Source organism: Nodularia harveyana UHCC-0300, assembly GCF_034931085.1.
Taxonomy (GTDB): domain Bacteria; phylum Cyanobacteriota; class Cyanobacteriia; order Cyanobacteriales; family Nostocaceae; genus Nodularia; species Nodularia harveyana.
On the sequence record NZ_JAYGHG010000041.1, the window covers coordinates 1 to 18,113 of the forward strand.

The 18,113-nt window shown below is 39.4% G+C and carries 15 protein-coding genes; 7 read left to right on the forward strand and 8 right to left on the reverse strand.

What is annotated here, in order from left to right; translation table 11 throughout:
- Positions 1-169 precede the first annotated feature (169 nt).
- Together proX and VB620_RS18685 are read right to left on the reverse strand one after the other, a co-directional pair.
- Positions 170-2,179, reverse strand: a complete 2,010-nt coding sequence (proX, locus tag VB620_RS18680; RefSeq protein ID WP_323197657.1) for a glycine betaine/L-proline ABC transporter substrate-binding protein ProX — start codon at positions 2,177-2,179, stop codon at positions 170-172.
- 38 nt (positions 2,180-2,217) lie between these two features.
- A complete protein-coding gene (locus VB620_RS18685; protein WP_323197658.1) occupies positions 2,218-3,411 on the reverse strand; it encodes a quaternary amine ABC transporter ATP-binding protein in 1,194 nt (397 codons plus the stop codon).
- A gap of 507 nt (positions 3,412-3,918) precedes the next feature.
- Between VB620_RS18685 and VB620_RS18690 the strand changes: the two genes are divergently transcribed.
- Positions 3,919-4,824 carry a DNA-methyltransferase gene (locus tag VB620_RS18690; RefSeq protein ID WP_323197659.1) on the forward strand — a complete coding sequence of 302 codons (906 nt, stop codon included), beginning with the start codon at positions 3,919-3,921 and terminating at the stop codon, positions 4,822-4,824.
- A 53-nt stretch (positions 4,825-4,877) separates the two neighbouring features.
- Here the strand turns inward: VB620_RS18690 and VB620_RS18695 are convergent, their stop codons facing one another.
- Complete coding sequence (locus VB620_RS18695; RefSeq protein ID WP_323197660.1) at positions 4,878-5,090, reverse strand: hypothetical protein; 213 nt, start codon at positions 5,088-5,090, stop codon at positions 4,878-4,880.
- A 260-nt stretch (positions 5,091-5,350) separates the two neighbouring features.
- Between VB620_RS18695 and VB620_RS18700 the strand changes: the two genes are divergently transcribed.
- Positions 5,351-6,313, forward strand: a complete 963-nt coding sequence (locus VB620_RS18700; protein ID WP_323197661.1) for an SGNH/GDSL hydrolase family protein — start codon at positions 5,351-5,353, stop codon at positions 6,311-6,313.
- A 72-nt stretch (positions 6,314-6,385) separates the two neighbouring features.
- Here VB620_RS18700 and larE read toward each other — a convergent pair whose 3' ends face one another.
- Positions 6,386-7,213, reverse strand: a complete 828-nt coding sequence (gene larE / locus VB620_RS18705) for an ATP-dependent sacrificial sulfur transferase LarE (protein ID WP_323197662.1) — start codon at positions 7,211-7,213, stop codon at positions 6,386-6,388.
- An 82-nt stretch (positions 7,214-7,295) separates the two neighbouring features.
- Positions 7,296-9,113: a hybrid histidine kinase/response regulator HrmK gene (gene hrmK, locus VB620_RS18710; protein WP_323197663.1), complete on the reverse strand. Its 1,818-nt coding sequence runs from the start codon at positions 9,111-9,113 to the stop codon at positions 7,296-7,298.
- A 168-nt stretch (positions 9,114-9,281) separates the two neighbouring features.
- Between hrmK and VB620_RS18715 the strand changes: the two genes are divergently transcribed.
- Positions 9,282-10,148: a branched-chain amino acid ABC transporter permease gene (locus tag VB620_RS18715; RefSeq protein ID WP_323197664.1), complete on the forward strand. Its 867-nt coding sequence runs from the start codon at positions 9,282-9,284 to the stop codon at positions 10,146-10,148.
- A 21-nt stretch (positions 10,149-10,169) separates the two neighbouring features.
- Here the strand turns inward: VB620_RS18715 and psaX are convergent, their stop codons facing one another.
- A complete protein-coding gene (psaX, locus tag VB620_RS18720; RefSeq protein WP_323197665.1) occupies positions 10,170-10,304 on the reverse strand; it encodes a photosystem I protein PsaX in 135 nt (44 codons plus the stop codon).
- 171 nt (positions 10,305-10,475) lie between these two features.
- Entirely contained in the window at positions 10,476-11,375 is a 900-nt protein-coding gene (lipA, locus tag VB620_RS18725) for a lipoyl synthase (RefSeq protein ID WP_323197686.1), read from the reverse strand.
- 258 nt (positions 11,376-11,633) lie between these two features.
- Here lipA and VB620_RS18730 point away from each other — a divergent pair, with 258 nt between their 5' ends.
- From VB620_RS18730 to VB620_RS18745, 4 genes are all read left to right on the forward strand, one after another.
- Positions 11,634-12,236 carry a response regulator gene (locus tag VB620_RS18730; RefSeq protein WP_323197666.1) on the forward strand — a complete coding sequence of 201 codons (603 nt, stop codon included), beginning with the start codon at positions 11,634-11,636 and terminating at the stop codon, positions 12,234-12,236.
- Positions 12,237-12,860: 624 nt separating this feature from the next.
- Positions 12,861-14,177: a sensor histidine kinase gene (locus VB620_RS18735; protein WP_323197667.1), complete on the forward strand. Its 1,317-nt coding sequence runs from the start codon at positions 12,861-12,863 to the stop codon at positions 14,175-14,177.
- Between the two features lie 95 nt (positions 14,178-14,272).
- Entirely contained in the window at positions 14,273-14,821 is a 549-nt protein-coding gene (locus VB620_RS18740; RefSeq protein WP_323197668.1) for a methanogen output domain 1-containing protein, read from the forward strand.
- Between the two features lie 86 nt (positions 14,822-14,907).
- Complete coding sequence (locus tag VB620_RS18745) at positions 14,908-16,287, forward strand: ATP-binding protein (RefSeq protein ID WP_323197669.1); 1,380 nt, start codon at positions 14,908-14,910, stop codon at positions 16,285-16,287.
- Positions 16,288-16,299: 12 nt separating this feature from the next.
- On the opposite strand, the gene VB620_RS18750 is transcribed toward VB620_RS18745, so the two are convergent.
- Entirely contained in the window at positions 16,300-17,862 is a 1,563-nt protein-coding gene (locus tag VB620_RS18750; RefSeq protein ID WP_323197670.1) for an NAD(P)H-quinone oxidoreductase subunit N, read from the reverse strand.
- Positions 17,863-18,113 lie beyond the last annotated feature (251 nt).

Consider the following 18,113-nt stretch of genomic DNA (forward strand, 5'->3'; position numbering starts at 1 on the left):
TCCAACTACAACAGAAATGGTTGATAAACTAATCTCAGTTGCACTCGACTTAATCAATCCTCAACATTTAAGAAACTGGTTTGCTAGTTGCTGCTACTGTACTTCATAATAGCCGGAAATGCTGTATAACTTTACCAAGCAGATAAAGCTAACTTACACCTCTTCAGAATTAGCTGCTAGAAACATCCTCTGAATATTTTCTCGCTTCTTCAACCCAGCTATCAAATAAAACTTGATTATTCTTAACCCACTCTTGGGCATGACCACGGACATCTGATATCCTACCTTCCCCCTCCTTGAACAGTTGATTTTGGACATTGATATCGTCAATGGGAATCTGGATAAGTTCAAAAAAACGTTTAGCAGCAGGGTTGCTATCCACAAATTCCTGATTAGCTAAAATTCGGATAGTATCAACGGCAAATCCGAGGTTTTTTCCATTAAATGAAGTATCTTTTTCTGTCAAATCTTTCTGAGATTCAGGTAAAGAAGTAAAAGGAACGTCTAGCCAGACGACATCTTTACCTAGTTTTAATACTGCACTCATCCACATAGGAGTCCAAGTGTAATAAAGGACTGGTTCACCTTGTTTCTGGCGAGTAATAGTATCTACAATCAGGGCTGAGTAATTTCCTCTATCTTGCTTCACTGTATCTTCTAATCCATAAGCTTTAATCTGATGCTGAATCGTTAACTCACAAGACCAACCCGAATTGCACCCAGTTAAATTCGCTTTCCCGTCGCCATCAAAATCAAAAAGTTTAGCAATTTCTGGATCTTTGAGTTGTGCAAGGCTGGTGATATTGTATTTATCCGCAGTTTTTTTATCAATCTGATAACCTTGCAGAGTATTGGGAGTCAGAAGCCCAACTTTTTCTAATTTCTCTTCGCCACCACCTTTTTCAAAAAATACCTGATGAGCTTTTGGCCAATAGGTAGGAGTATATTGTAAGTCGCCGTTTCCTAAAGCAACAAACATGGTCGCAAACTCAATTCGCTTTGGTTCTGGAGTTTCGTAACCAAGTTTTCTCAAACCGATGTTCACAATTTCGGTCTGGAATCGTTCTTCTTGTAAAGTGCTATGGGCAGACTGTACCGTCACATCTTGACCAGGCATTACTTTTCCACTGGATGTTGTGGAAATAGGTTGTTTGGTAATGGAAGCAATCAGTAACACTGATAAAATACTTGCCCCAAAGGTAGCGAAGGTAATTTTGGGGAATTTTGATTTGGACGTAAAAAGACCTATGAAACCGCGCTGTTTCCAGGGGACTTGATTACTATTGGTGTTAAAAACATTGGTCATCCGGTCTAGCATCACTGCAATTAAGACAATACTCAATCCCCCTACAGATGCTAATCCCACGTTTAACTGACCCAAACCCCGTAACACCATACCTCCCAGTCCTTCCACACCAATCATGGAGGTCACCACTGACATGGATAAAGCCAATAGGATGGCTTGATTTACCCCAGTTAAAATAGTAGGCATGGCTAAGGGAATTTGGATTTCCCAGAGAATTTGTCTGGGAGTAGAACCAAAGGCGATCGCCGCTTCCACTAATTCCTCTGATACTTGCCGAATTCCTAAGCTGGTCAGGCGAATTACGGGCGGTACAGCGAAGATAAATGTGGCTATAACTCCCGAAACTTTACCAATACCAAACAGCATCACCACCGGCACTAAGTACACAAATGAAGGCATGGTTTGCATGGCATCCAGTAGGGGTCGCAGCCATTTCTCTAAACGCTGATTACTGGCACTGAGAATACCAATTAAAATACCAACTAATAGACAAAAAGCTGCAGCCGTTACCACTAGCGATAATGAAACTATTGCCTGCTGCCAAGCCCCTAAAAAACCAATTAAACTCAGAGCGACAACGCTATAAATAGCAATCCTACCTCCCGCTATTTGCCAAGCTAGTAAACCAAGTAAAATTAGGAAAATTAATGGTGGAATGGATAGTAAAAACCATTGTATGCTCTCTAGGGTGAAAGCAATGGGAAGGCGAATGGCTTGGAAGAAGGGACGATAGTTATCAACAATGTAGTTAACACTGGAATTAATCCACTCAACTAATGGTAAGGTGTAAAGCTTAAAGGGGTTGAGAATTTTGTCTAAGCTCCCTTGATTAGTAGCAATCAAGTTAGAGCATAGGTTGAAAAAAAGTAACACAATTTAGTTTCTCCTGTTTAACTAAAATATTTTTGACCCTATTCATTTGTGTTGCTAATACTAGCAAGAGCATCCGTCAATCCTAGAATTCCTTGGAATTTACCTTGGTTATCAACTACTGCTACAGGTAGTCCTTGTTCGTAAAGAGGAAAAGTATTTTCTATGATGGTATTAGCTTTGACTTGAGGAAAGTCTATTTGCATTACTTCGGTAATGTCTAATTTCTCATGTTGTAGAGCGGATTCAAGGCTTTGTTTATTAAGTATGCCTACTGGTTTACCATGATTATCCACAACACAAATATCTTGGAGAAGATGGTGTGACATTTTCTCTAGTGCTACATTCGGCGAATCTTGAGAGAAAATGAAAGGAATAGTTTTATCGACTATTGATCCGATAGTGAGAACTTGGGCGCGGTTCACATCTTTGGTAAAGGTGCGGATATACTCATTCGCTGGTTGAGTAATTATTTCCTCTGGCGTACCAATTTGGACAATAGCACCATCTTTCATCACTGCGATGCGATCGCCAATTTTTAACGCCTCTTGGATATCATGGCTGATAAATACAATAGTTTTGTGTAGTTCTTTTTGCAATCGCAACAATTCACCTTGCATTTCCCGGCGAATTAAAGGATCGAGAGCGCTGAATGCCTCATCCATTAGTAGAATATCGGCATCTGTAGCTAAAGCGCGGGCTAAACCTACCCTTTGTTGCATTCCGCCACTGAGGGACGAAGGTAAATAATCGCCCCATTGAGCTAAACCCACCGATTCTAGAGTCTCTAGGGCTTTTTTACGGCGTTTGACCTGGTCCATCCCTTTAACTTTCAGACCATATTCGACATTTTCAGCCACCGTTTTGTGGGGAAATAGCCCAAATCCCTGAAACACCATAGACACTTTCGTGAGGCGAATCGACCGCATCCGTTTCTCATCAACATGAGCAATATCTTCGCCGTCAATATAAATATGCCCACTAGTAGGATTAATCAAACGATTAATACAGCGAACCAAAGTAGATTTACCTGAACCAGATAATCCCATTACCACAAACAATTCTCCTTCGTTAATGGTAAGAGATACATCAGCGATACCTAAAACATTACCTGTTGCCTCTAAAATAGAATCCCTAGTTCCACCTGAACGAAACAACTTGAGAGCCGCATGAGGTTTCTCTCCATAAATTTTAATCAGATGTTCAATTACAATTTTAGATTCTGGATGTTTCATTCCCTAAATTTCTATAGAAACCACTTGACATCTTTTACTGTTTTGAAGTAAGTCACCGCAAAAGTCGTATCCAGCAGTTATGTCATACTCTAACAGCCTAACAGACGAAGACCGGACAATCCTCCAATCCTTACTGCCTCAAATATTACCGCCTAATGGGACAAAGCCAGAAATTTTGGAGGCATCTTCTATCAACTCAAGAACGTCTGCAATTGCTTTTTGAGGTTTAGCCATCAGTCTGTATTTTACCAATGCTGAGAACATATATCCTTATTTTGATAATTTGAAACTCCTAGAATTTCCAAATAAATTAGCAAAAAAATCAATCATCACAGACATTGTATAGAGTAGGCTTTTGCAAATTTATTCTTCACTTATATTTTAGTTTCTAAGAAAATATCAAATAATTAACGCCAAATAAATATAAATGAAGATAGAGAAATATATGTTGCATCTAAATGAAATCTACGGTATAAAATTTAAATAATTTTTAACCACTTAAAACTCTTGCAAGAAGAAACTGTAAATTCATTAAAAGATATAAATTTAAGTTCTTATTACGCCCAAAATTTAGGAAAAGCATATTTGGGTGATAGCCTCGACCTGATTAAATCCATAAAGCCAGATAGTATTAATCTTATCCTCACTTCACCACCATTTGCCCTCACTCGTCAAAAAGAATATGGTAACGCCAGTGCTGATAAATACATTGAATGGTTTCTACCTTTCGCCCATGAGTTTAAAAGAGTTTTAGCAGATAATGGCTCATTTATTTTAGATTTAGGTGGCGCTTACCAGCGTGGTAATCCTGTACGCAGCATCTACCAATATGAATTGTTAGTAAAATTGTGTAAAGAAGTCGGCTTTTTTCTGGCGCAAGAATTCTATCATTACAATCCAGCGCGATTACCTACACCGGCTGAGTGGGTGACAATCAGACGCATTCGTGTGAAAGATTCAGTAAATGTAGTTTGGTGGTTATCAAAAACACCCAATCCTAAAGCCGACAATAGAAAAGTTTTAAAGCCATATAGCCAGAGTATGAAACAACTACTGAAAAATGGCTATCAAGCTAAAATCCGTCCCAGTGGACATGATATTTCTGATAAATTCCAAAAAGATAACCAAGGTGCAATTCCGCCAAATTTGCTAGAAATTGCCAATACAGAATCTAATAGCGCTTATTTACGACGCTGCAAATCACAGGGAATTAAACCCCATCCAGCGAGATTTCCGGCAGGTTTTGCAGAATTTTTCATCAAATTTTTAACTGATGAAGGTGATTTAGTATTAGATCCATTTTCAGGTTCTAATACAACTGGTTTTGTAGCCCAAAAATGGGAACGCAGATGGATTTCTTTTGAAATTAATGAGGATTATGTTAAGGGAAGTCGTTATCGATTCAGTGAATAGTCAGGTAAAATTACAAAATTAGGAGTGAAAAGCGAAAATTTATCACCAGGCGCTTAAATTTCTCCCTTGACCTGCATTTTATGAACTTGATCCGCTAACTCTTGACGGCTTTGATCATCTAGCTTGTCAATAGCTAACATTCCCATAAGAATAACCTCTTTGAGAGTTAACCGTGTAGAATGTGCCTGTTTCTGCACAATCTCTTTGATTATTGGACTGACACCAATTGCAGTACTAGCTCTAGCCACAGAATAAAAAAGAAACATTAATTACTTAGCCTAAATCTTAACACTTTCCACTAGTCTCTGGTATTTTTTAACTAAAAAAACCTTGTTAAATTAAACGGTTTTAGGACTGAGATTTAAAGAAATCGTAAATTCTCAAAGATAATCTGATGAACCTGCTTTACAGAACTCTACAATACAGGTAAATAGAAATAATCATGAAGCCTCAGTAAAATTTTCCTGAATGTAGCTGATTAGTACTGTGATAGGGAACAAAGATCAAGTAAAGGAAAGATAAAGCAATGAGGGAATATTATCTGTTGGCCGCAGGTTTGTTAGCAGGATTAGGAATACCAGCAGCAGCTTTAGCGCAAATGTCTATTATGCTGCCAGAAACTTCTAAATTTCTGCGGAATGTCACACAGAGTTCACCGACAGTAATAGATGAAAACGATATTAATCACCTTGAGATATCTGTACCGGAGTTAGCTACTTCACGATTACCAAGGTCATTACCTAATTTTAGTTCTCCACCATCTCACCTGCGTTTAATATCTGGTAGTCAACTTTACAACCAAAGATTTGCAGCGCTAAAAACAGGTCAGATTTATACACGTCTGGATGGTGATAGTTCGCAATTACCAAGAGATTCAAGTAAAAAGCGTCATCTCACTTATGAAGACTGGAAATATTTATTAGCTTTAGAAGCCAAAGCCATCAGCCGAGGACAAGGTAAAAATTATTTAGGTATCTTGGTGGGTGATTCTTTGAGTATGTGGTTTCCTCGAGAAAAACTCCCTACTGGCAAATTTTGGCTAAATCAGGGGATATCTGGAGATACATCTGATGGTATTTACAGAAGATTGCGAGCATTTTCCAGTACACGCCCCCATGTAATTTACATTATGGCGGGGATTAACGACTTACGTAAAGGGGAGAGTGACGGGGAAATTTTGCGTAATCATCGGCGGATTATCCGGAGGTTGAGGCAAAATCATCCGAATACTCAGATAATAGTGCAGTCAATTTTGCCTACGCGCTTACCAGCAATACCTAATAGCCGGATTGTTGAGATTAACAGACAACTGGCGCTGATTGCTAAGGCAGAAAATGCTAAATATCTCAACATTTATAATTGGTTTACGGATTTTGAAGGTAATTTGCGGGTAGAACTAACTACGGATGGTTTACATCTATCTGAGGATGGTTATGATGTTTGGCGTTCGGCATTAGAGTATACAGAATTGGCTCAATCAGAAAATTAATTTTCCAGTTGGTCAATTCCATGTTTTTACTAGTACAGAATGTATCCCATATTCAGTCAGGCTGTTGTTTTTTTATGTAGAAGCAGTGATGGTTGAGGACTGGAGAACTTGATTTAATTTGCCACTACGATAACCTTCTAAGTCGAGGGTGACGTAGATAAATCCCAGTTTCTGAAATGCTGAGACTACTGCTTGTAAATCTGTAGTTAAGACAAAATCTTTGATCTGTGCTGGTAATAATTCAATCCGGGCTGTATCTCCTTCGGAACGGACGCGCAAATTTTGCCAACCGAGTTTTCGCAGATAAATTTCTGCTCTCCCGACTCTTTGCAATTTGGCGACAGTAATCTCTTCACCGTAAGGAAAACGAGAACTGAGACAAGGTTGGGCTGGTTTATCCCACCAAGGTAAACCTAGTTGTTGTGAAAGTTGACGAACTTCTGCTTTTGTGACACCGACTTCTGCTAATGGCGATCGCGCTCCTCTTTCTGTAGCTGCTTGGATTCCGGGGCGATAATCGTGTAAATCATCGGCGTTCACCCCATCCATGACATAGGGATAACCTAGCTGTAAAGCTAAAGGTTTGAGAGTATCGTGTAATTCACTTTTGCAAAAATAACAACGATTTACGGGGTTAGAGGTGTAATTGGGATTGTCCATTTCATGAGTTGGGACAATTTTATGGTTAATTCCGATGGTTGCGGCTTGAATTTTGGCATCTTCTAATTCTTCAGGTAAGAGGGAAGGGGAAACAGCTGTGACAGCCAAAGCGCGATCGCCCAAAACATCATAAGCAATCTTAGCGACCAAAGTGCTATCAATACCTCCAGAGTAGGCAATCAAAGCCTGCTGCATTTCGCCGAATAAAACTTTTAATTGCGCCAGTTTTTTTGTTGACATGATTACCCCATCTGGGCAAGACCCTATACCATTCAAGCAATTCTATCTTAGCAAGGGTATTCAGTTTCTAGACTGCTGAATTTTATGGTAATTTAATATACTTGGCTACTAGATTCCCTAAATCAGATAAATCTAGGGGTTTAGAAATATAATCATTAACTCCAGCCGCCAAACAGGTTTCACGATCGCCTTTCATGGCCATGGCCGTTTGCATAATTATGGGAATCATCTCATATTCTGGTTCTTCCCGTAGCTGCTGCACCAATTTTAAACCATTGCCATCTGGCAGATAAACATCCATTAAAATCAGCATTGGCTGTAACCGTGTCAGCGCTGACCACATTTCGGTAGCATTTTTAGCCCAAGTCACCTGATATCCCAATCTACCTAGATAAATCGAAATTAACTCAGCATTAGGTAAATCATTTTCCACCAACAAAATATCTAGAGAAGAACTAGGGGTCATCAGTATAGATTGGGCTTCCTCATCCTGCTGATTTGCACTGCTAGCCGCCGCTATCCCCTCCATATCTCCCTGATCTCTCCTTGGTTTTCCCACAGGCTCCACAGGCAGGATAATTGTAAAACGGGAACCGTGATCAAATTCCGATTCCACTTCTAGACAACCACCATGAATTTCCACTAACTTCCGAGTCACCGTTAATCCTAAACCAGTACCTTCATGGCAATTAACTAGCGGATTGGCAATTTGAAAATAGGGTTGAAATAATCGCCTTTGGTTTTCTTTAGAGATCCCAATACCAGTATCCCAAACAATAAAATGTACAAATTCACCTTTAGCTACAACTTCTAAACCAACACTGCCTGTTTTGGTAAACTTCACAGAATTAAATAGCAAATTCAACAACATTTGCTTTAGGCGTAGAGGATCAGCAACTAAATTTGTGACATCGGGGTTGAGTTCGAGGCGCAGTTGCAAACCCTTATTAGCTGCTTTCTCTTTGACTAGTGCCAAAACATTACGACATATTTCCGGCACATTGATATTTTCCCATTCCACCTCCAGTTGGTTGGCTTCAATTTTGGAGAGGTCTAATATATCGTTAATCAGTGTCAGTAAATGCTTACCACTAGACTGAATGATCCTTAAATACTCTTGGTGGTTTTCTCTTGTGGGGTCATAGCCTTGAGCTAAAAGTAACTGGCTAAAACCAATGATAGAACTTAATGGCGTGCGGATTTCGTGACTAGTATTCGCCAAAAACTGGTTTTTTAGTTGATTACTACGCTCTAGTTTTTCATTAGAACTACTTATTTTTTGGGAGTATTGCTGTAAAGATTGTATTTTTTTGAGTTGTGCCAGTGCCGCTACACATTGCTGAATGGCTCGTAGCAGGAATTCTGATTTGAGTGGAGATGGGAATAATATGACTGATGGCTCGTCAGATTTGGGTGATGTTTGGGAGACTATGAGCCAACCAATTATACCCCCAGTATCATCAGTTAAGCGCCAGACATCATTTGTTTCTTGCTTTTCTAGCTGCTGTAGATCTAACACTGCTATAGCTGTTTGTAATTTCAATTGCAGTTGTTGATCTTTTGTCTTCAGAACTAATTGTGAGTATGGAGAGCAAGAAGCAGAAATATAGGCAACTTCAGCCATTTTAGCTCGCGCTGGAAATAGAGCGATCGCCACAGTTATACCATTTAAAGCCATGCTAAGTTGATTCACCACAGTTTGGAAAATCTCCGCCTCTGTGGTTCTAGACTGCGAAACGTTACTATAAGCAGAAACTAGACAATCATTGAGGCGACTTTGCAACTGGTTCAAGCTGCGTTCTAGCGACAACTCGGCACGAAATTGTTGCATTTTTCTTAAAAGACTGGGGGTGGCATCTACTGATGAGTTTGGTTCTGGTAAGCTTGAATATTGCTGCATTGTCAACTAGACCGTTGAACAAGTTGGGCTTGGCATAAAAAACAAAACAATATTTTATGTATATTAACTCACAATTGTCATTCGTTGATTTTCACCAGTAAAAGAAAAATTATTGTATAGAATTAACTCCCTCAATTTTGTTTCACTAAAAAAATTTTAATCACACTAATGGATACACAAATTCTTCAATTAATCGTCAATGGCATTGCCGTGGGAAGCATTATTGCTCTAGCCGCAGTGGGACTGACCCTCACCTACGGTATTTTACGGTTATCTAATTTTGCTCACGGTGATTTTCTCACTTTGGGAGCCTATTTGACCCTGTTAGTAAATACTGGGGGACTAAATATTTGGCTATCCATGATTATGGCAGCCATAGGCACAGTAGCAGCCATGCTACTTTCTGAAAAATTATTGTGGTCAAGAATGCGCTCTATAGGTGCTACTTCCACGACGCTGATTATTATTTCTATTGGACTGGCCTTATTTTTACGCAATGGGATTATTTTCTTTTGGGGTGGACAGAACCAAAGTTACGATTTACCAGTCACCACTGCTTTAAATATTTTTGGTCTTAAAATAGCGCAGAATCAATTATTGGTATTGGGGTTAGCAGTGGTAACAATTTTGGGGCTGCACTATCTCTTGCAAAACACCAAAATTGGGAAAGCGATGCGTGCTGTTGCTGATGATTTAGATTTAGCGAGAGTTTCAGGGATTAATGTGGAACAAGTCATCCTGTGGACTTGGATTATTGCTGGTACATTCACCTCTTTAGGTGGCAGTATGTATGGATTAATTACGGCTGTGCGTCCGAATATGGGCTGGTTTTTGATTTTGCCGTTATTCGCTTCCGTAATTTTAGGCGGTATTGGTAATCCCTACGGTGCGATCGCCGCCGCTTTCATCATTGGTATTGCCCAAGAACTTAGCACTCTCTGGATAGGTTCAGAGTATAAACAAGGTGTAGCCCTATTATTAATGATTTTGGTGCTGCTCATCCGCCCCAAAGGTTTATTTAAAGGAACGATTTAAGCAGCACCTCTCCACTTCTAATTAGTCAATGATGTGGAAATAATAAGCCGCTACCAAGAAGTTACCAGCTAAGAGCAGCAATGCCCAAGCACTACGAAAAGCGTAGGGTGGTTTAGCACCTGTGGCTGGAACTGGGGAATTTTGAACTTTAGCCATCAGTCATTCTCCTTCTTTGTTGACTTTCTCAGAAATACCAAACAGTTGCGCCAAAAACTCAAATTCTTTAGAAATATTTGTGTCTTTGGTCATTGGGAACTGGGAATTGGTCATTGGTCATTGGGAAGTTTTTTCTCCCCTGCACCCTGCACCCTGCCCCCCTGCCTCTTCCTACTCCCCAGCATGATAAGAACTCCGCACTAGGGGACCAGAACGGACATGGTTAAATCCCATTTTCCATGCTATTTTACCTAACTCATCAAATTCTTCTGGTGTCCAGTATCTTTGCACTGGTAAATGCTCTAAAGAAGGACGCATATATTGACCGATAGTCAAGCGATCGCATCCTACAGCCCTTAAATCCGCCATAGTTTCCACTACTTCCTCCCTGCTTTCCCCATGTCCCAGCATTAAACCTGATTTCGTAGAAATAGTCGGATCAAGTTCTTTAACCATCGCCAGCACTCGCAGCGAGCGATCATACTTTGCTCCTCGACGTACAGGGCCTGTTAGTCGCCTTACCGTTTCCACATTATGATTAAAACAAGCTGGCTGGGCAGCGACAACTATGGCTATCCTTTGCCGTTGTCCTAATTCTCCAGCACCAATACCACCCCAGAAATCTGGTGTCAGCACCTCGATTTGAGTTTCTGAATTTAACAAGCGAATAGTATCAATTGTCTTGACAAACTGCCCCGCTCCCTGATCTGGCAAATCATCACGGGCGACAGAAGTCAGCACCACATAACGCAATCCCAAAATTTGCACAGCTTCTGCTACTTTTCGCGGTTCCTCTGAGTCAATAGGCATCGGCGCATGACCTTTATCTACTTGACAAAAAGCACAAGAGCGTGTGCAGACTTGACCCAATAGTAAAAAGGTAGCAGTTTTTTGAGCATAGCACTCCCCCCGGTTAGGGCATCTTCCCTCCTCGCAAATTGTGTGAATTTGGCGCTGCTTAATGATACGTTGTACAGTAGAAAGCTCACTGGCTTTCCCAATGGGGCGACGTAACCAGCTAGGCATTGCCGTAATTTCCGACTTAAGTGGGGCTGGTTGTGGCGAAGTCATAGACATCCAAGCAATATCCAAAAGTACCTGCGGGCGAATTTCCTCTGTACTGGAGCAATATTCAAGCCCTAAGTATCACCATGACACAAATTTTATAAAATATAAGCACTAGTTTTTTAGAATACTGCCTTGACTGCCATTTATAGTGAAATATACTATTCCCTAATGACCAAAGAATTTGGATATAGTGGGAACACCATCAAAATCGATCAGCAAAGTCGTTATTTACACTTAAATTATCTGTTAGAGCAATAAGTCGTGGCAAGCAACAAAATTTTAGTTATCGATGACACTACCGTAGTCAGGTTAAAAGTAAGACAAATGTTGCCTCCCGGCAATTTTGAGGTATTAGAAGCAAAGGACGGTGTGGAAGGATTAAATTTGATCCGCCAAGAAAAGCTCAGTTTGATCATGTTGGACTTTATCCTCCCTAAAATGAGTGGTTGGGACGTTTTTCAGGAAGTTCAAGCACAGCCTGAATTAAGGAAAATTCCCTTGGTGATCATGTCTGGTAGTAAGGAAGAGGTGAGAGAAAAACTTACTGAACCCTTTGAGTACTTTGAATTTTTGGGTAAGCCTTTTGACCAAAAGCAGCTAATTAGTGCCATTAAGTTAGCAATGGCTAAATCTAAAAAGCCTCGCCCAGAAGCAAGTGCAGTTGCCGCTACACCTACTCAGAATGTTCCTGTAGCCGCTTCTCGTGTTCCCAATACGGTAGTAGTACCTTCTGATCATCAGTCAGCTCACCCAGCAGAAATTGAGCTGCTGAATCAAAAAATTATCAAAATGCAAGCGGAAATCGATGGTTTAAAGAAACAACTAACTCAGGTTGTGACTTTTATCAAACAAAAAATCAAGTAGTATCTGCAATGTTTTTTGTACCTGCCGTACCATAGCTCACAGAAGTAAATATGGATAGTTTTGATCACAGAGATGACTTAAAATTCAACAAAAAAGTCACTCAGGAATCTGGTAATCGAAACAGATTTTTATCGATGAAGGTGTCAACTAGTGGCACTCATAATTTGTAGGTATACGCCCTGTGAAGGGATAATATCTCCCTATTTTATATAGGAATGCGAGAATGAAGATTAGCAACCTCAAAATCTCTAATCAGTAGCGCATTTATCTATCTAATATTCCTGCCATAATTACTCTATTTCAGGGTAAAGGCAGGATTTTTTATGCAAAAACTCTGATTACGGAATTAACCCAGATATCCTACGCCAATAGTAATCATTGAGGCATTTTTGGGAAAAATAATGAATAAGGAGTAAAAAATAGCGATCGCCAATCCTGTTACACCGTTCTCCTTATTCTCATAAAAGCACATTAGATAAGTAGTTAAAACTGGTATCACCCACTCAGGCGATTAACTTAGGTCTCACAACACCTACTTACTCCGAAAGTACCACAAAATAATACCAAGGGATGTCAGTATATTTAATCAATAAATATAAACTTCATCAAAACCCTGAAAGAAAAATGTCTTACATACCAGAAAAAGCTCTAATTTTAATCGTAGATGATGCAAATACCAACTTAAAAGTGATCTCTGATGCATTAACTCATTCAGGCTTTGAAATTACTACTGCTATTGATGGAGAAATCGCCCTTCAACGAGTACAAGATAGGCTACCTGATTTGATTTTATTAGATGTCATGATGCCTAAAATAGATGGGCTAGAAACCTGTAAAAAATTGAAAGAAAATTTACAAACTCGTGATATACCTGTAATTTTTATGACAGCAGTTTCTGATACAGAAACTAAAGTTAAATGTTTTGGTTTAGGAGCAGTAGACTACATTACAAAACCTTTTCAAGAAGAAGAAATCTTAGCAAGAATTAATATTCATCTACAATTACGATATCTTAATAAAACCTTAGAACAACGAGTAGTAGCCAGAACAACAGCACTTTCAGAAGCATTAAAAGACCTACAAAAATCTCAAATCCAACTTGTACACAGAGAAAAAATGTCTGCTCTTGGTCAATTAGTAGCAGGGATTGCTCATGAAATTAATAATCCAGTTGGGTGCATTTCTGGCAATATTGGACATACTTCAGCATATTTCCAAGACATGATCAAGTTAATCAACCTCTATCAACAGCACTATCCTCAGCCAGTTACAGAAATTCAACAGCAAATCTCAGACATAGACTTAGATTTTCTTCAGAGTGATTTACCTAATTTAATTGCTTCTATGAAAGAGAGTGTGGAACGGATTCACAATATTAGCAATAGTTTACGCGTATTTTCTCGCCAAGATAGCGATCGCAAAGTTTCTTGTAATATTCATAACGGCATTGAAAGTACAATCATGATCCTCAAACATCGTTTAAAACCGTCCCAAAGTCGTCCTGAGATTAATATCATCAGAGACTACGACAAGTTACCTCTTGTCAAGTGCTTTAGCGGCCAAATCAATCAAGTCTTTATGAATTTATTAGCTAATGCTATTGATGCTTTAGAAGAGTCTAATATAGGGCGCAGCTATCCTGAGATTGCAACTCATCCCAATCAAATCACAATTAAAACTAGACTCAGTGAAGATTCCCATCATGTTGTGATTAACATCACAGATAATGGTGTAGGAATGTCAACCGATGTCCAGCAAAAAATATTTGAGCATTTATTTACTACTAAACCAGTGGGTCAGGGAACTGGCTTCGGATTATCAATTGCTCATCAAATTATTGTCGAAAAACATCAGGGAACTTTATCAGTGAAATCAACACCAGGTAAAGGTTCAGAGTTCATCATCACCATTCCCATTGATGAAAATTGGTCAGAACATTAAAACACTTGATTATATATCTCATATTTTTGAGACTTATAGAGTTAACTTTAAGCCTTTTTGGGGCAACATAAGTACATCATTCTTTATTCAAACTTATGTATCAGAGTATTAGTAGTAAACCAGTAAATACACTCAATTTAACTTGGAATCGTGATCTTTTTCTACGCACGTTGATTAGAACATTATCAGGTACTCTACAGGATATAGTCGGCTTAGAAGAAGCCTCTGGATTTATTAGCGTAGTTGGTCAAAGCATGGGTGGAGAGATGAACCAAGACTATAAATCTGCCTTAGAAGTCTCAAAGCTCTCTCGTCAGCAAATTGCTTATGTCTTAGTTGATTTAAAAAGACGAATCCAAGGAGATTTTTATGTTATTGAGCAGAATGATGAAAAAATAGTTTTTGGGAACCGTACTTGTCCATTTGCTGAACAAGTAATTAATCGTCCTGTAATGTGTATGATGACTTCAAATGTTTTTGGAACCATAACAGCTAATAATCTGGGTTACGCCAAAGTGGAACTACAAGAAACTATAGCAAAAGGTAATAGTGGATGCAGAATTACTGTTTACTTAAAACCCACTGAGGAAGCAGAAGACGCAGATGGTAGAGAATATTTTAAGGGAATAGAGGCTGAAGCTTGATTAACTTTTTCACCCTGAGCTAGCACTTTATGGTTAGCTCAGTATACTTTCACTAAGTATAGTAATACTTTAAACTTGAAAGCTTGATGACTCCTGAACAATTTCTTGAATTTGCTAGAGTTTTGCCAGAACCCTTACTCCTTGTCAATGGCGAGGGTCAGTTATTAGTTGGTAATCAACCAATGGCAAATATGCTAGGTTTACGCCGTCAAGAAATCTCAGGCAAAATACTCTTTGATATCGTCACTGATTCTTCTCAAGACCTGAAAAATTACCTCCAAGCTTGTGCAAGTAGTAGAGCAATGGTTATTGGTAGTTTGACTTTACGCAAACATGATGGACAAACTTTAATCTGTCGTAGTCAGGGAGCAGTTATTCAACCTTCTTCTCCCGAATCTCCACCATTAATTCTTCTTCGTTTAGAAACTAGAGCTACAGCCAGCAATAATTTTCTCATACTCAATAAAAAAATAGATGAATTAGCCCAAGAAATCCGCAAACGTAAAAGAGCCGAAGCAGCACTTTTAAAAGCTAATGAAGAGCTAGAAAACCGTGTAGAAGAAAGGACTATTGCCGTTAAGGAGGCACTAAAAAAACTGCAAATTACTCAGACTCAACTGATTCAAGCTGAGAAAATGTCTTCAATAGGTAATATGGTTGCGGGTGTTGCCCATGAAATTAATAATCCTATCAGTTTTATTGATGGTAACCTTCATTATGCTCAACAATATACTGAGAATTTATTTAAATTATTACAACTTTATGAACAGGATTGTCTGAATATTTCTCAAGAAATCCAAGAGCAAATAGAATTAATGGATTTAGATTTTATCATGCAAGATATGAATAAACTCTTCCAATCTATGAAGCGAGGGACAGAGAGGATTCAGGGAATTGTCAAATCTTTACGAAACTTTTCTAGACTAGATGAATCAGAACTCAAACGAGTGAATATTCATGAAGGAATTGACAGTACTCTAATGATTTTGCAGCACCGTTTACAGGCTAGAGGTCAATATGCAGAAATTAAAGTTAACTGCAAATACGGAAAAATTCCTCCGATTACTTGTTATGCTGGTCAATTGAATCAGGTATTATTTAATATTGTGGCTAATTCTATTGATGCACTACAAGAATCAGCCGTTAAAGGTTTGTTAATAAACTACCCGGAAATTCAGATTCAAACTCAACTAATCAATGAAGGTTGGGTGTGTATCTCTATTACCGACAATGGATCAGGAATGGATGAAAAAGTACGCACCAAAATATTTGATCCTTTTTTCACAACTAAACCCGTAGGTAAAGGTACAGGTTTAGGTTTATTTGTCAGTTATCAAATTGTCGAAAAACATGACGGAGAATTAAGTTGTTTTTCTACTCCGGGAAAAGGTACAAAATTTGTGATTAAAATTCCTATAAATAGGGGCGCAAATCTTTGCACCCCTAAAACGTCATTAATGACTTAAAAAGAGTTTAATCTACAACTCTTCTCTTTGGTTTGTGGAGATGGAACTGATCTGAGTTTTCTCAATTAGTGTTCCTTGTAGCATGGCAGTATTAGAGATAGAATTGTTAGCCAGTGTAAATAGGGGGTTGGATAAAATCCCGGCAATGGTAGTAGCAATTAAAGTTACTATCAGCCCCACTTGCAAAGGTCTAAATCCAGGCAACTTCCAGCTAATTTCTGGATAGTTTTTCACTACCTCGGACATTTCTTGGGGTTCTTTGACTACCATCATTTTAACCACGCGAATGTAGTAGTAGATGGAGACAACACTGGTAACTAAGCCCAGTAAAACTAACCAATAAAGTCCAGCTTGCCAACCTGCCCAGAATAGGTAAATTTTCCCAAAAAACCCAGCTAATGGCGGAATACCACCCAAAGATAGCAGGGAGATACTCAAGCCTAGTGTTAAGAGTGGGTCTTTTTGATACAAGCCAGAGTATTCGGCAATTTGGTCAGTTCCTGTGCGTAGAGAGAACAGAATGATGCAGGTAAATCCGCACAGGTTCATAAACAGGTAGACCATGAGGTAAAATACCATGCTGGCGTATCCTGCTTGAGTGCCGGCAATCATACCAATCATCACAAATCCAGCTTGAGCAATGGATGAATAAGCTAACATCCGTTTCATGCTGGTTTGGGCGAGGGCGACGACGTTACCCAATACCATACTGAGAACTGCAAGGGCGGTGAAAATAAATCTCCATTCGTCAGCGACGAGGGGGAAGACTGTTGTAAGTAGGCGAATGGCTAGGGCAAATCCAGCTGCTTTGGAACCGACAGATAAAAAGGCAATTACTGGGGTAGGAGCGCCTTCATAAACGTCTGGTGTCCACTGGTGAAAGGGTGCAGCCGAGATTTTAAAGCCGATACCTGCTATCACGAAAATGAGAGCAATTACCAAGCCTAAAGATTGACCAACATTAGCTGCGGCTATGCTATTGGCGATCGCACCTAATTCTGTTTCTCCACCGGATAAACCGTACAGCAGCGAAACGCCGTATAAAAATATTGCTGTACTGGAAGCTCCAATTAATAGATATTTCAGCGCAGCTTCGTTAGAGCGGGGATCACGCTTAGTATAACCCGTGAGTAAGTAAGAGGAAATACTGAGGGTTTCTAGTGAGATGAAAATCATCACCAACTCACTAGCACCGGATAAAAACATTCCTCCCAAACTTGCGGTCAGCAAAATAGCGATGAATTCCGCTAAAGCAGTACCAGTTTGCTCAATGTAGCGAATTGACATCAATATAGTGACGACAGCAGATAAAGCTATAATACCGCGAAACACAATACTGAGGTCATCACCAATAAAGCTACCGGTAAAAGAGATGGGATTAGTTGCATCCCATTGAAGATACAGCGCGACCACCGCAGTCATTAAACCTGCGATCGCCACATATCCAATCCACCGGGAAGATGTACGTCCCAAAATCAAATCAACAATCAAAACCCCTAAGAGGGTGACAATTACAATCCCCTCTGGCAAAATCGTTCCAGCATTCAACTGGGATGTAAGATTAGCAAAATCCATGAGATATATAGGTTTTGACGATTAGACATTAAGGCTAGCTGAGTTTATTCTATCTATTGTTATTCACCAAAGTTGTATTTATCTTTTTGGAAACGAGAATTTGGGGTTGGTGACACTTCGACAAACTCAGTGCATCGCTGGGGACTGGGGGTTGGAGACTGGGGAACAGGGAGAAAGTTTTTTCCCAATGACCAATTACCAATAAGTAAGCAGTTCAGTGAATCACTAAACTGCCGATCATGAAATAATTT

Excerpts from the sequence above, each read along its gene's own strand:
- VB620_RS18685 (WP_323197658.1), bottom strand. The coding sequence starts at position 3,411 with ATGAAACATCCAGAATCTAAAATTGTAATTGAACATCTGATTAAAATT.
- VB620_RS18745 (WP_323197669.1), top strand. The coding sequence starts at position 14,908 with ATGACTCCTGAACAATTTCTTGAATTTGCTAGAGTTTTGCCAGAACCC.
- VB620_RS18740 (WP_323197668.1), top strand. The coding sequence starts at position 14,273 with ATGTATCAGAGTATTAGTAGTAAACCAGTAAATACACTCAATTTAACT.
- VB620_RS18715 (WP_323197664.1), top strand. The coding sequence starts at position 9,282 with ATGGATACACAAATTCTTCAATTAATCGTCAATGGCATTGCCGTGGGA.
- larE (WP_323197662.1), bottom strand. The coding sequence starts at position 7,213 with ATGTCAACAAAAAAACTGGCGCAATTAAAAGTTTTATTCGGCGAAATG.
- VB620_RS18695 (WP_323197660.1), bottom strand. The coding sequence starts at position 5,090 with ATGTTTCTTTTTTATTCTGTGGCTAGAGCTAGTACTGCAATTGGTGTC.
- psaX (WP_323197665.1), bottom strand. The coding sequence starts at position 10,304 with ATGGCTAAAGTTCAAAATTCCCCAGTTCCAGCCACAGGTGCTAAACCA.
- lipA (WP_323197686.1), bottom strand. The coding sequence starts at position 11,375 with ATGACTTCGCCACAACCAGCCCCACTTAAGTCGGAAATTACGGCAATG.
- hrmK (WP_323197663.1), bottom strand. The coding sequence starts at position 9,113 with ATGCAGCAATATTCAAGCTTACCAGAACCAAACTCATCAGTAGATGCC.
- VB620_RS18735 (WP_323197667.1), top strand. The coding sequence starts at position 12,861 with ATGTCTTACATACCAGAAAAAGCTCTAATTTTAATCGTAGATGATGCA.
- VB620_RS18700 (WP_323197661.1), top strand. The coding sequence starts at position 5,351 with ATGAGGGAATATTATCTGTTGGCCGCAGGTTTGTTAGCAGGATTAGGA.
- VB620_RS18750 (WP_323197670.1), bottom strand. The coding sequence starts at position 17,862 with ATGGATTTTGCTAATCTTACATCCCAGTTGAATGCTGGAACGATTTTG.